13 protein-coding genes are annotated in these 12,248 nt (G+C 75.2%); 8 read left to right on the forward strand and 5 right to left on the reverse strand.

The genetic code is table 11. The annotated features are described in order from the left end of the window. Window positions 1-1,716 (reverse strand): SpoIIE family protein phosphatase, encoded by a 1,716-nt coding sequence (locus tag JD78_RS02655; RefSeq protein ID WP_228395133.1) that lies wholly within the window; start codon window positions 1,714-1,716, stop codon window positions 1-3. Window positions 1,717-1,933: 217 nt separating this feature from the next. Here JD78_RS02655 and JD78_RS02660 point away from each other — a divergent pair, with 217 nt between their 5' ends. The 3 genes from JD78_RS02660 to JD78_RS02670 are packed head-to-tail and all read left to right on the forward strand — an operon-like array spanning window position 1,934 to window position 3,015. Further along, entirely contained in the window at window positions 1,934-2,419 is a 486-nt protein-coding gene (locus JD78_RS02660) for a ribose-5-phosphate isomerase (protein WP_153360017.1), read from the forward strand. A gap of 10 nt (window positions 2,420-2,429) precedes the next feature. Continuing rightward, complete coding sequence (locus tag JD78_RS02665) at window positions 2,430-2,594, forward strand: hypothetical protein (RefSeq protein WP_153360015.1); 165 nt, start codon at window positions 2,430-2,432, stop codon at window positions 2,592-2,594. A gap of 22 nt (window positions 2,595-2,616) precedes the next feature. Then, window positions 2,617-3,015: a hypothetical protein gene (locus JD78_RS02670; RefSeq protein ID WP_153360013.1), complete on the forward strand. Its 399-nt coding sequence runs from the start codon at window positions 2,617-2,619 to the stop codon at window positions 3,013-3,015. A gap of 23 nt (window positions 3,016-3,038) precedes the next feature. On the opposite strand, the gene JD78_RS02675 is transcribed toward JD78_RS02670, so the two are convergent. From JD78_RS02675 to JD78_RS02685, 3 genes are all read right to left on the reverse strand, one after another. After that, window positions 3,039-4,280, reverse strand: coding sequence for a GNAT family N-acetyltransferase (locus tag JD78_RS02675; protein WP_153360011.1), 1,242 nt, complete (start codon window positions 4,278-4,280; stop codon window positions 3,039-3,041). Between the two features lie 62 nt (window positions 4,281-4,342). After that, window positions 4,343-4,999 carry a response regulator gene (locus JD78_RS02680; protein ID WP_153360009.1) on the reverse strand — a complete coding sequence of 219 codons (657 nt, stop codon included), beginning with the start codon at window positions 4,997-4,999 and terminating at the stop codon, window positions 4,343-4,345. Further along, window positions 4,996-6,300 (reverse strand): sensor histidine kinase, encoded by a 1,305-nt coding sequence (locus JD78_RS02685; protein ID WP_153360007.1) that lies wholly within the window; start codon window positions 6,298-6,300, stop codon window positions 4,996-4,998. Before JD78_RS02685 ends, JD78_RS02680 begins: the two co-directional genes overlap by 4 nt. Window positions 6,301-6,551: 251 nt before the next feature. On the opposite strand from JD78_RS02685, the gene JD78_RS02690 reads away from it, so the two are divergent. The 4 genes from JD78_RS02690 (at window position 6,552) to JD78_RS02705 (ending at window position 10,391) form a co-directional block, all read left to right on the forward strand. Next, on the forward strand, window positions 6,552-8,306 hold the full coding sequence (locus JD78_RS02690) for a hypothetical protein (RefSeq protein ID WP_153360005.1): 1,755 nt from the start codon (window positions 6,552-6,554) through the stop codon (window positions 8,304-8,306). A gap of 76 nt (window positions 8,307-8,382) precedes the next feature. Continuing rightward, complete coding sequence (locus tag JD78_RS02695; RefSeq protein WP_153360003.1) at window positions 8,383-9,399, forward strand: sigma-70 family RNA polymerase sigma factor; 1,017 nt, start codon at window positions 8,383-8,385, stop codon at window positions 9,397-9,399. 30 nt (window positions 9,400-9,429) lie between these two features. Then, window positions 9,430-9,837, forward strand: coding sequence for a VOC family protein (locus tag JD78_RS02700; RefSeq protein ID WP_208103960.1), 408 nt, complete (start codon window positions 9,430-9,432; stop codon window positions 9,835-9,837). Then, window positions 9,837-10,391: a dihydrofolate reductase family protein gene (locus tag JD78_RS02705; protein ID WP_153360001.1), complete on the forward strand. Its 555-nt coding sequence runs from the start codon at window positions 9,837-9,839 to the stop codon at window positions 10,389-10,391. The genes JD78_RS02700 and JD78_RS02705 overlap by 1 nt, the downstream gene beginning before the upstream one ends. 29 nt (window positions 10,392-10,420) lie before the next feature. On the opposite strand, the gene JD78_RS02710 is transcribed toward JD78_RS02705, so the two are convergent. After that, entirely contained in the window at window positions 10,421-11,032 is a 612-nt protein-coding gene (locus JD78_RS02710; RefSeq protein ID WP_153359999.1) for a TetR/AcrR family transcriptional regulator, read from the reverse strand. Between the two features lie 156 nt (window positions 11,033-11,188). Here JD78_RS02710 and JD78_RS02715 point away from each other — a divergent pair, with 156 nt between their 5' ends. Next, complete coding sequence (locus JD78_RS02715) at window positions 11,189-12,145, forward strand: hypothetical protein (RefSeq protein ID WP_194290463.1); 957 nt, start codon at window positions 11,189-11,191, stop codon at window positions 12,143-12,145. The last annotated feature ends 103 nt before the right edge of the window (window positions 12,146-12,248 follow it).

Below are 12,248 nucleotides of genomic sequence, written 5' to 3' on the forward strand. Positions count from 1 at the left end.
TCAGCCGGCCGGGAGCGGTGCCACGTCGGCCGGGGCGCCCTGGTCGGGGGAGTGGCCGGTCAACCGCACCGCGACCAGCGCCACGTCGTCGTCCGGGCGGCCGGCGACCAGCCGGTCGAGGACGGCGTCGCACAGCTCCTGCAGCGGGAGCGCCGCGAACTCGGTCAGCGCCGCCCGGAGCCGGGCCACGCCGGCGTCGAGGTCGGTGCGCCGGTCCTCGACCAGCCCGTCGGTGAAGAAGAAGACCGTCGACCCGCGGTCCAGGGTCAGCACCGACTCCCGGCGGGGAGCGCCGGGGTCCACGCCGAGGAGCAGGTCGGCCCGCCAGCCGCCGAGCACGACCACCGAGCCATCGGGGTGGATCGCCAGCGGGGGCAGGTGCCCGGCGTTCGACCAGCGCAGACGCACGAGCCCGCGGTCCCGCTCGCCGTCGTCCTGCTCGAACCGGGCGACCGCCGCGGTGGCCAGGGTGTGCACGCCCAGCACCGCCATCGCCCGGTCCAGGCCGGCGAGCACCTCGGCGGGGCCGCCGTCACTGTGCGTGGCGATCCCACGGAGCAGGCTGCGCAGCTGGCCCATCGCCGCAGCGGCCTGCACGTCGTGACCGACCACGTCGCCGATGACCAGCATGGTCGTCCCGCCGGGCTGGACGAACGCGTCGTACCAGTCGCCACCCACCTGGGCCGCCTCGACGGCGGGCAGGTACCGGACGGCGATCTCGGCGTGCTCCGGCTCCGGGGGATCGGTGAGCAGACTCCGCTGCAGCCCCTCGGCCAGCAGGGCCGCCTCGGTGTAGAGCCGGGCGGTCTCCACGGCGGTGCCGGCTCGACCGGCGACGTCGACGGCGGCGCTCAGCTCGCGCGCGGTCCAGCCGGGCCGGCCGGCGTCCCGGTAGAGGCTGAGCAGGCCGATCACCCGGCCGCCGGACAGCAGCGGCACCGAGGCCACCCAGCCCGGGGCGAGCTCGGTCACCAGCCGGCGGGCGGTGGGAGTGGTGACCAGCCGGGAGACCAGCTCGCTGATCGACTCGGCCCGGCCGTCGCCGACGGTGATGACCTCGCGGGCGGCGAGGGCCCGGTGGGCCGGCGCACCGGGCGCGATGGCGGCGACCCGGTGCCGGGCGTAGCGCGCGGCCACCCGTTCCAGCCGCGGGTCGCGGTGCGCGACCGCGAGGTCCGTCAGCTGCCCGCCGGGGGTGCGTGAGCTGACGATGCACCAGTCGGCGAGCCGGGGGACCACCAGCCGGGCCAGCCGGTGGACGGCCTCGTCGATGTCCAGGGTGGCGCTCAGCGCGGCGGAGGTCTCGGTGAGCAGGTCCAGCAGGGCCTGCGCCTCGTGCGCGGTGGCGGCCGGCCCCTCGTCACCGAGCCGCTTGCTCTCGGTCACGTCGGCGAACGCCACGTCGAGCCCATCGGGACCCGGCCGGACGTCCAGGCGGTACCAGAGGTCCTGCGGCGGCCAGTACTGCTCGAACACCACCCGCTCACCGGTGGACATGGCGTGCCGGTAGGCGCGCTCGAGCTCGGTGCCGAGGGTCGCCGGGAACACCTCCCACTGGGTGCTCCCCAGCAGCCGGTCGCGTGGCACCTCGACCAGCTGTGCGGCGGCGGCGTTCACGTAGACGAAGCGGAAGTCCCGGTCGAAGCAGACCAGCCCGGTCTCCGAGGCCTCCAGCCACCGTTGCGCCCGGCCCAGGTCACCCTCCTCGGCTGCCACGCCCACCCCCGTTGCACCAGCGCTGCTCCAGCGGTCCCGATCATGGTGGATGCCGGTCGGTGCCGGGGGGACGGGCCTCTCCCGGTCACCAGCAGTCGCACGGCCGCCCTCGGGAAGTGCGCCGGCGCACCTCCCGTGCCCGCCGTCCACCCCGAGCGCCGCCACCGGGCCAGCCTGCCAGGCGCCGGTCCGGAGGGGTCGGTGAGAAGATCGGGGCATGCGCGTCTTCCTCGGCACCGACCACGCCGGTCTCGAACTGAAGTCCCACCTGCTGCAGGTGCTGGCCGACGAGGGCTTCGAGCCCGTGGACTGCGGCGCCTTCGACTACGACCCGCAGGACGACTACCCGCCGTTCTGCTTCGAGGTGGGGGAGCGGGTCGTCGTCGAGCCGGGCAGCCTGGGCATCGTCATCGGCGGTTCCGGCAACGGCGAGCAGATCGCCGCCAACAAGGTGCCCGGGGTGCGGGCTGCGCTGATCTGGAACGAGAGCACCGCGCAGCTCGCCCGCCAGCACAACGACGCCAACGTCGCCGCGGTCGGCAACCGGCAGCACAGCGTCGAGGAGGCCACCGCGCTGGTGCTGACCTTCCTGCGCGAGCCGTTCAGCGGTGAGGAGCGGCACGCCCGGCGGATCGGCCTGCTGGCCGACTACGAGCAGAACCGGCAGCGCCCGGCCGGCGGGCTGCCCACCCGCACCCCGTGAGGGCACGCCCGTGACCGGGGACGACCTGCGGTCCGCGGGCGTCGCGGTCCGGGACCTGTTCGCCCGGGTGCCCGACGGGGCCGCCCCGGTGCCCACCCTGGGCACCGACGTGGTCGGGGTCGCCGCGCACATCCTGGCCCCGTCCAGAGGCTCGGCCCGAGCCTGCGAGGGCTGAGGAGGACGGGGTCCTTCGTCTGGTGCGCCGGCCGGACGCCGAGCTGGCCGACGTGCTCACGCAGCTGCGCGCGGCCACGGAGGTGCTCGCCCGGGTGGTGGACGCCTCCGCGCCGGGGGAGCGGGGCTTCCACGACTGGGGCCTGGCCGACGGCTCGGGTTTCGCCGGGATGGGCTGTGCCGAGCTGCTGCTGCACGCCGGGGACGTCGCCCTGGACCGGCAGCTGGCCTGGACGCCGCCGCCCGAGCTGGCCGGCGCCGTCCGGGCCCGGTTGTTCCCGTGTGCTCCGGCCGACGCCGACCCCTGGGCCGCGCTGCTGTGGGCCACCGGCCGGGGCGAACTGCCCGGCCGCGAGCCGGTCACCTCCAGGCGCTGGCACAGCGCCCCCCTCGACGAGTGGGACGGCACCCGGCCCCGGTGACCTGAGCCAACGGGGGCCGCTCGTCAGAAGGAGTCGGGGCACCAGGGGGCGGTCGGCCAGCCGAACGCCGTCGACGCCTGGGTCACCGCACCCGGGCTGATCTCGGTCACCCGGCCGGCGCCCTGCAGGCTCGCCAGCGAGACCCCACCCAGGTAGGCGGCGGACAGCGCCTCGACGTCGAGCACCAGGTCCGGGTCGCGGTCGGTGCGGTCGCAGAAGGCGCCGGCGGGGTGACCCCAGACGTGCCAGCGCCCGTCGTTCCAGTCGCAGAACCGATCACGTACCTCGAACACCATGTCCAGCGGAACCGGGTAGCGGCGGGCGGACAGCGCCGCGCCGACGTCGACCAGCCGCACCCAGAGGGCGTCGACCGGGCGGGCGTGCCAGGCCCGCCCGTCGACCAGCAGGTGGACCAGCGGGTCGTCGGCGGGACCGTGCGGGTACTCGATGGTGCGCATCAGGTCGTGTCCGAGCAGGTAGCGCCACAGGGCGGCGTAGCCGGCCGGGCTGCTGGCCCGCACCTCCTCGACGGTCAGCGTGCCGTCGGGCTCGCTGGTGTCGGTCCAGGCGGCCTTGACCCGGTAGCTCGCGAACCCGGTGACCGTTCCGTCGGTCTCGGTGTGCAGCGCCAGCTGGCGGGGCGGGCCACCGGCGGAGAGCTCGGCGGAGTCGTGCAGCCGCCGCGCCCACCACCGGTCGTCACGGGCCAGGTTGCCCGGCACGAACCGGCGCACCTGCTCGTGCAGCGCGGCGGCCGCCGGGCGGAACTCCTCCACGTCGACCAGCCGCACGGTGCCGGTGCCGCAGTCGACGTCCGGCCGCAGGCGCAACCGCTCGACCTGCCCGGTCCAGCCCCCGCGCCACGCGGCCGGCGCGTAGCCGAACCGGCCGTAGATCGGCCACTCGGCGGCCCACAGCGCCGCCACCGGCTCGCGCCCGGCGGCGTGCACCTCGGCGAGCTGGCGCCGCATGATCGCCGTCAGCACCCCGCGCCGTCGGTGGGTGGGGGAGACGGTGATCCAGGTGATGCCTGCCGTGGGCACCACCGCGCCGGGCACGGACATCTCCAGGCCGTAGATCCCCGCGGTCGCCGCCACCCGCTCGCCGTCGAACAGCGCCAGCGACCGGTCCAGCTCGGCCGTCGGGGACGGCTCGTCGAGGTAGGGGCCGCTGTGCTCGTTGGCGAACGTGGTGCGCAGGCCGCGGACGAAGCCCGGCCACTCGGCGGCGGTGATCGGGCGGAGCTGGTCGGCGAGATCGGTCACGGGAGCTGTCTACCGGTGGGCACCGACGGTCCGCCAACCAGTTCCGCCCGGCGGCTGCAGGCTCAGCTGCGCAGGTACGCCAGGGTCGCCATCACCCGGCGGTGCTGGTCCTCGTCCTGCGCCAGGCCGAGCTTGGCGAAGATGTGCTGGGTGTGCTTCTCCACCGCGCCCTGGGTGACGACCAGCCGGCGGGCGATCGCGGCGTTGGAGTGCCCCTCGGCGATCAGCCCCAGCACCTCCCGTTCCCGCGGCGACAGCGACTGCACCGGGTCGTCCCGCCGGCGGCGGGCGAACAGCTGGGAGACCACCTGCGGGTCCAGCACGGTGCCGCCGGAGACGACGTCGTCCAGCGCGGTGAGGAACTGCTCGACCTGGGCGACCCGGTCCTTGAGCAGGTAGCCGACGCCGCCTGCCCCGTCGGCGAGCAGCTCGTCGGCGTAGGCGACCTCGACGTACTGGCTGAGCACCAGCACCGCCGTCGACGGCACGACCCGGCGCGCCTCCACGGCGGCGCGCAGCCCCTCGTCGGTGTGCGTCGGGGGCATCCGGACGTCGACGACGGCGACGTCGGGCCGGTGCTCGACGACGGCGCGGACCAGGCCGGGCCCGTCGGCGACCGCGGCGACGACCTCCGCCCCGGCCTCCCCGAGCAACCGGACGAGGCCCTCGCGGAGCAGCACCGAGTCCTCGGCGAGCACGACGCGGCGGGGGGTGGTCATGGACACGGGAGGTCTCCGATCAGGCGGGTCGGGCCACCGCGGGGGCTGTCCACGGCGAGCACGCCGTCCACCGCGCGCAGCCGGTCGGCGAGCCCGGCCAGCCCGTGGCCGGGCGCGAGGACGGCTCCGCCGCGGCCGTCGTCCTCCACCTCGACCCGCAGCCGGCCGGCCCGGCAGACCACGCTCACCCGGGCGACGGTGGCCTCGCTGTGCTTGGCGGCGTTGGCCAGCGCCTCGCTGACCAGGAAGTAGGCGGAGTTCTCCACCGCCGGGGCGAGCCGCTGCCCGGGTGCGAGGTCGACGGCGAGCTCGACCGGCACCGGGGAGCGGGCGGCGACGGCGGCGAGCGCGGCGGCCAGACCGCGGTCGGCGAGCACCGGTGGGGCGATCCCCCGGGACAGCGCCCGCAGCTCCTCCAGCGTCTCCCGGGTCTGCTCCGCGGCCTCCCGCAGCGTGGTCCGCGCGCCGGCCGGGTCGCGCTCGAGCATCCGCTCGGCCCGGTGCAGGTCCATGCTCAGCCGCACCAGCCGCTGCTGCGGACCGTCGTGGATGTCCCGTTCCAGCCGGCGCAGCGCCACCGCCTCGGCGGCGACCGCGGCGTCCCGGCCCTCGGACAGCCGGCCGATCTCCGCCTGGGCCTCGCCCCGCCAGGTCAGCAGCCCGCGACCGAGCTGGGCCTGGGCCAGGGCGCAGCCGCGGACGACGGCCGGCAGGGTGAGCGCGAAGACCAGCCCGATCACCGCGTAGACGGCGATCCGCAGGGGCAGGCCGCCGTCGAACCCGAGCAGCTCGGGCAGGTCCTGGTCGTCCGGGCCGTCGGGCAGCGCCCAGCCCCAGGCCGGGAAGGTGAGCCCGCCGAGGGCGACCGACCACCAGGCCACCACCAGGGAGAAGGCCGGAGTGGCGACGCCCAGGTGGAGCAGGGCGTGCAACGCGTCCAGCCAGCGCTGCGGGTCGCGCAGCGGGGTGATCAGCCGGCGCAGGGCGGATGCGCCCGGGTCGGCGACGTGGTACCCCGGCGTCGGCACCACGCGCCCGAGCACCGCGGGCAGTCGGCTGCGTTCCAGCGCGGCGAATCCCCGGGCGGCGTACAGCGTGCCGGCCAGCAGCGGCACACCGACCCAGATCACCACCAGACCCGCGCCGGCCGCCAGCCCGGTGACCACCAGGACGAAGGACAGCAGCGAGAGCGGGAAGGCCAGCAGGACGTAGCCGGTGTCCACGCCCAGCTGCCGCCACCAGCGGCGGCGGGGGAGCCGGTCGGTCCGCCCGGCGGGGAGGACCGCGGTGTCGGTGATCATGCCGACCAGCCTGCTCGGCCCTTCGGCCCGCGCCGAGCCCGCAGGCTGGCCGCCGTGCCTTCGGGCTGCCCCGACCTCTGCGCGTCCATCTCGGCGGGGATCATCCTGGCCGCCCGATCCGGCGTCCAGCACCCGCTCCACCTGTGGGTCCGGCGGCGAGGCCTCTACCCTCGGGACCCAGTCGACCGCATTCGTGCCCGCCGGCACCGAGGACCCCGGTTCCCCGGTGCCGTGGCCACAGGAAGAAGGCCATGCGCCCCGCCGCCGCCGTCCCGTCCGCCGCCTTCGCCCTGGTCCTGCTGGCCGGGTGCACCAGCGGGGAGTCCTCCGACGACCCCGCCGGCGCCCAGGCCCCGGAGGACACCGCGTCGGCCGTGACCGCGGCCCCCGACGCAACCCGGACCCTCGTCACCGACGCCGACCCGGTGGCCTCGGCCGTCTCCACCAGCCGCGCACTGTTCCGCAGCTCACCGGTGGTCGTCCTCGCCGAGGCCGGCGACCCGGCCGCTCAGCTGCTCGGCGCCTCGGCTGCGGTGGGGCTGGGCGTGCCCCTGCTGCTCGACGACGGGTCGGCTGCCGACGACGTCCTCGACCCGGAGCTGGACCGGCTGGGTGTGGAGACGGTGCTCGCGGTCGGCGACGCCTCGGTGGAGGGGGTCGACGACGTGCGCGCCGTCCCCGCCGACGTGGACGCCGTCGGTGAGGTGACCGGGCTGGACCTGGACACCGCCGAGCCGGTCGCCGCCGACGGCCGGGTCGCCGCGGTCGCCGCACTGGACCCGGAGTCGCCCGCCGCGCTGGAGCCGGCTCCCGAGGAGCCGCCGGCCGGGGAGTCGCCGGCCGCGGACCCCTCCGCCTCGCCGTCCGCCTCGCCGTCGGCCTCCCGGTCGTCGTCGGCGGCCTCGTCGTCGGAGGCCTCGTCGTCGGAGGCAGCGGCGACCGAGCTGCCCGACCCGTTGCCGGAGTTCGACCGCGGCGAGCCGCTGGTGGAGACCCTGGTGGTCACCAGCGGCAGCTCCGACGCCCTCGCCGGGGTCGCCACCGCGCGCGCGGCCGGGGCCGAGGTGCAGCTGATCGAGGGCACCGACCCGCGGGCCTCGTCCGAGCTGGTCGACCGGCTGGCCGCCGAGCCCACCGTCGTCGTCCTGGGCGCCGACCTCGGCGCCGAACCGGGCCTGGAGTGGAAGCTGGACACCGCAGCCACGGGCACCCAGCTGCCGGGCGGCGGCCAGCTGCTGTTCCCGGAGCACACGATGATCGCCCTCTACGGCATCCCCGGCAGCGGGGCGCTGGGCCTGCTGGGCGAGCAGGACCTGCCCGCCTCCATCGCGCGGGCGCAGCAGTACGCCGACGAGTACCGGCCGCTGGTCGACAACACCGTCGTCCCGACCTTCGAGATCATCGCCACGGTCGCCTCGGCCTCGGCCGGCCCGGACGGCAACTACTCCGCCGAGCAGGACGTCGAGACGCTGCGCCCGTGGGTGGAGGCCGCCGGTGAGGCCGGCCTCTACGTGGTGCTGGACCTGCAGCCGGGTCGCACCGACTTCCTCACCCAGGCCAAGCAGTACGAGCCGCTGCTGGAGCTGCCGTACGTCGGCCTGGCGCTGGACCCGGAGTGGCGGCTCGGGCCGAACGAGGTGCACCTGGTGCAGATCGGCCAGGTCGGCATCGACGAGGTCAACCAGGTCGTCACCTGGCTGGCCGACCTGACCCGGGACAACGCGCTGCCGCAGAAGCTGCTCGTGCTGCACCAGTTCCAGGTCCGCATGATCGTCGACCGGGAGCGGCTGGACACCTCCCGGGACGAGCTGGCGATCCTGGTGCACGTCGACGGGCAGGGGTCGCAGCCGGCCAAGCAGGACACCTGGGCGGTGCTGCACCGCGACGCCCCGGAGCCGCTGTACTGGGGCTGGAAGAACTTCATCGACGAGGACGTCCCGATGATCTCGCCGCAGGAGACCATCGAGACGGTGCAGCCGACGCCGGAACTGGTCACCTACCAGTAGCGGCCGGCCCCTTGGTTCTGTCGGTGCTCCCCGGCAGGATCGTCCGCGAGCGTCCGACGAGGGCAGGAGCGGTGCCATGACCGGTGTGATCTCCGAGGGGACCGGTACGACCGGGGCGGTGGAGCTGGAGCCACGCCTGGCCGAGCACCGGCGCGAGCTGACCGGGTACTGCTACCGCATGCTCGGGTCGTCCTTCGACGCCGAGGACGCGGTGCAGGAGACGATGGTCCGCGCCTGGCGTTCCCTCGACCGCCTGCAGGGCGCGGGCGCGCTGCGCTCCTGGCTGTACCGGATCGCCACCAACGTCTGCCTCGACGCCCTCGACGGGCGCAAGCGGCGGGCGCTGCCGGTCGACCTGTCCGGGGGCGAGCCGAGCGCGCCGGTGGTGGCGTCGCTGGCCGGGGTGCTGCCCGACGGGGCGTGGATCCAGCCGGCGCTGGACCGCCAGGTGCTGCCGACCGGCGCCGACCCGGCGGAGCTGGCCGTCCAGCGGGAGTCGGTGAAGCTGGCGTTCGTCGCGGCGCTGCAGCACCTGCCGCCGAAGCAGCGGGCGGTGCTGATCCTGCGCGACGTGCTCCGCTGGCGGGCCGACGAGGTCGCCGGGCTGCTGGAGACGTCGGTCGCGGCCGCCAACAGCGCGCTGCAGCGCGCGCGGGCCACCCTCGCCGCCCACCGGTCGGCGGAGGACCAGCCGGCTCCGGTGGTCGCCGCCGAGCACACCGAGCTGCTGGCCCGCTACCTCGACGCGTTCGAGCGGTACGACGTCGAGGCGCTGGTCGCGCTGCTGCACGAGGACGCGGTGATGGACATGCCGCCGTACGCCATGTGGCTGCGTGGCTCGGCCGACATCGCCACCTGGTACACCGGCCCGGGTCACGGGTGCCGGGGATCGCACGTGGTGCCGCTGGAGATGAACGGCAACCCGGCCTTCGCCCAGTGGCGGCCCAGCGGGCCCGGTGGCTCCTTCGAGCCGTGGGCGGTGCACGCGCTGGAGTTCCGCGACGGCCTCGTCGTGCGGACGACGGCGTTCCTGGGGCCGCAGCTGTTCGAGCTGTTCGGCCTCCCGCGCAACCCGCAGCCGGCCGGCCGATGAGTCCGGCGACCGGGAGAGGTCTGTAGGGGCATGACCGCGACCCAGGAACCGATCCCGCTGCTCGCCGCCAGCGAGGCGTTCAGCGGCTTCTCCGTCGACGACCTCGACCGTGCCCGCGCCTTCTACGAGCAGGTGCTGGGCCTGCGCACGTCGCCGACCGCGATGGCCGGGGTGATGCACCTGCACCTGGCCGGTGAGCGGCACGTGCTGGTCTACGCGAAAGGCGGTGACCACACGCCGGCCACGTACACGGTGCTGAACTTCCCGGTCGCCGACGTCGACGCGGCGGTCGCCGAGCTCGCGGCCCGCGGGGTCGAGTTCCTGCACTACGACTCCCCGCCCACGGACGAGAGCGGGGTCATGCGTGCCGGTGGCCCGCTCATCGCCTGGTTCACCGACCCCGCCGGCAACGTGTTCTCCGTGATCGAGCAGGGCTGATGGCCCGCCTGCTCTACGCCGTCATCTGCTCGCTGGACGGCTACACGGTCGACGCGCGGGGGAGCTTCGACTGGGCGGCACCCGATGCGGAGGTGCACGCGGCGGCCAACGACCTCGAACGGCAGGTCGGTACCGCCCTGTACGGCCGGCGCATGTACGAGACGCTCGCGGTCTGGCAGACCGTCGGCGGTCCGGACGTGTCGGCCGTCGAGAACGAGTACGCCGATGCCTGGCGGGCCACCGACAAGGTCGTCTTCTCCCGGACCCTGGCGGAGGTCGGCACGCCCCGGACCCAGCTGGAGCGGGAGTTCGACCCGGAGCTGGTCCGGCAGCTGGTCGCCGTCGCGGACCGGGACGTCAGCATCGGCGGACCGGAGCTGGCCGGCCAGGCACTCCGCGCCGGGCTGGTCGACGACCTGCACCAGTTCCTGCACCCGGTCGTCGTGGGCGGCGGCACCCGGGCGCTGCCCGACGGCGTCCGGCTCGACCTGGAGCTCGTCGCCGAGCGCCGGTTCGCCGGCGGCGTCGTGCACCTGCACCACCGCCGGCGCTGAACCCCGCCGCGGGACGGCTCGAGCCGGCCTCAGCCGCCGGCCGGGTCGGCGTCCGCGGGCTGGGGGCGCCGGCTCGAGGTCACGAGCAGGGGGACGACGACGTCGTCGACGATCGAGTCGAGTGCTGCGTCCGTGAGGGCGCCGACGACGAGGAACTCGTGGCGGGCCAGGTCGAAGGGCAGCGACAGTGCCCTCGGCGCCAGCGGGGTCGCGCCCAGCTCGCCCCGCGTGCGGGCTCGCTCGATGCTCGGCTGGAGCAGCTCACCGACCTGCGAGAAGAGCAGGACGCGGAGTGACTCGCCCGCGGACGCATCCAGCTCCGCCATCAGGCTGAGCAGGGTCGCCCGGTTGGTCTCCCCGACCAGAGCACGCATCGTGCGCAGCAGACTCCGCAGGTCCCCGGCGAGGCTGCCGGTGTCGGGAGCCGGGATCAGGTCGCGGGAGCGGGTCGACGTGGTGGCCGCGACGATCATCTCGGCCTTCGACGGCCAGCGCCGGTAGAGGACGGCCTTGCTCGTCCCCGCCCGTGCCGCGATCCGCTCGTAGGTCGCGCCCGCGTAGCCGTGCTCACGCACGTCGGCCAGGACCGCGTCCTCGATGGCGCGCTGGAGTTCGGCGCCACGTCGGCGAGTGGACGTCATGACACACCTCTTAGGGAACGTTGCGTTTCTTATGGCCGGGACCTACGGTGAGAAGAGACGGAGCGTATCTTAAATCTGGAGGTCATCATGGCAACGGTCGCGACACCTGACGGCGCCCCTCCCGGAGACAGTCTGCGGAAGTCCGGGCTGGTCGTCGTGGCACTCACCGCGCTGGCGGTCACGCTGTTGCTGGCCTTCGCCCTGCCGGCCATCCACAGTGGCGCGCGCGGCGTACCGATCGGCGTGGTCGCGCCGGCGGGCCAGGCCGAACAGGTCGGGCAGCAGGTGCCGGGGGTCGACGTCACCACCTACGCCGACCCGCGAGCGGCACGGGAGGCGATCCTCGACCGGGAGGTGTACGGCGCCGTCGTGATCGAGGACGACGGATCGGTGGAGACCCTGGTCGCCTCGGCCGCCAGCCCGCCGGCCGCCGCGGTGGTCGAGCAGATCGGTGCCGGAGTGGCGGCGACGACCGGTGCCGAGGCCACCGTCACCGACCTTCGTGCATTCCCCGACGACGACCCCCGTGGCGTGGGGCTGTCCGCCGGCGCACTCCCGCTGGCGCTCGGTGGCTGGATCGCCGCGGTGGTCATCCTGCTGGTGGTGCACACGCCGGTGTTCCGCGTGCTGACCGCTCTCGGGTTCGCCGTCGTCGGCGGTTTCGCCATGACCGCGACGCTGCGCTTCGTCACCGGGACCTTCGACGACGCCTACCTGCTGACCTCCCTCGGCGCGACGCTGGGCATCGCGGCCACGTCCGTCGCGGTCCTCGGACTCCGCAGCCTGCTCGGCGGTGCCGGGATCGCCATCGCCGCGGTCGCGCTGATCCTGCTGGGCAACCCGCTGTCGGGGCTGTCCAGCGCTCCCGAGATGCTGCCCTCGCCCTGGGGTGCGATCGGCCAGCTGCTCCCACCCGGCGCGACGGGGTCGCTGCTGCGCAGCCTCGCCTTCTTCGACGGGGCCGGGGCGCTGCAGCCGCTCGTCGTCCTGAGCTGCTGGCTGGCGGGCGGGGCCGTGCTCTACGCCATCGCGCTCCGGCGTGAGCGCGGCGACGCCGACGCCGCGGCTCCCGAGCCCGGCGACCGGACGGCGGTCGCCGGCGCCCACGGGTGACGTCCGGCGGCCCGGTCGACGCGCGGGATGCCGGCGCCTCGCCGGGACGTGCGGACAGCCGTGCGAGCTCCCGGCCACGTGGAGCGGGTGACCGGGATCGAAC

This window comes from Modestobacter roseus, from assembly GCF_007994135.1.
GTDB classification, from domain to species: domain Bacteria; phylum Actinomycetota; class Actinomycetes; order Mycobacteriales; family Geodermatophilaceae; genus Modestobacter; species Modestobacter roseus.